The sequence below is a fragment of the Algoriphagus persicinus genome (assembly GCF_035156415.1).
In the GTDB taxonomy this organism is placed as follows: domain Bacteria; phylum Bacteroidota; class Bacteroidia; order Cytophagales; family Cyclobacteriaceae; genus Algoriphagus; species Algoriphagus persicinus.
The window spans coordinates 1-578 of the sequence record NZ_JAYEEY010000076.1 but is presented as its reverse complement, the minus strand read 5'-3'; the positions used below and the strand labels follow the sequence as shown (position 1 = coordinate 578).

Annotated in this window: 1 protein-coding gene and 1 pseudogene; both read right to left on the bottom strand. The window is 32.4% G+C overall.

Annotated elements, in window-relative coordinates; all coding sequences use genetic code 11:
• Positions 1 to 112 (bottom strand): AAA family ATPase (locus tag U3A58_RS21730; protein WP_323826486.1); only part of this gene is annotated, 112 nt, incomplete at its 3' end.
• 176 nt (positions 113 to 288) lie between these two features.
• Positions 289 to 578 (bottom strand): annotated as a pseudogene (locus U3A58_RS21725) (nucleotidyl transferase AbiEii/AbiGii toxin family protein); the annotation flags it as partial.

Sequence of the window (578 nt, the reverse complement as noted above, 5' to 3'; positions counted from 1 at the left end):
TTGTTTTACCAGAACCGTTTTCTCCGATAAGGATGGTAATCCTCCTTCCAAGCTCAAGCTTTATATGATCTTTGGATCGGAAATTATCAAGAGATATGGTTTTTATAATCATAATTTAAACAGATGATCTTTAAATAAACAAATTATTAATCTAAAAAACAGGACATATTACCCAAGTATAATACTCCCCATTGCTTGGGCCAAAGATTGGGATTGTTAAGTAAAAGGGTTAAGGGTTAAAGTTGTTAATGGCTAATAAATTAAGCCTTTTAGGATCTCCCAAATCAGTTATATGGAGTTCATGTAATTTCTAACTTCATTTTTAACAGACAATTTTATTTCGTCCCAATCTATTGGAATATGCATTTTAGGGGTTTGATCCAAATCTGCATCATCAAAATAAGTAAGGCTTTTGAGGACTAGAAACTCTGAACCGTCTGAGAATTTTTTATTGTAAAACCCTATCATCTCAGAAAGAGAATACTTACTCAGTAAAAAATATAAATCGATAAAGTCTTTTTTACTCCCCCTTCCTGAAATAGCATTAAGCTTCATGGCTGCAATGTCTCTTTGATCAG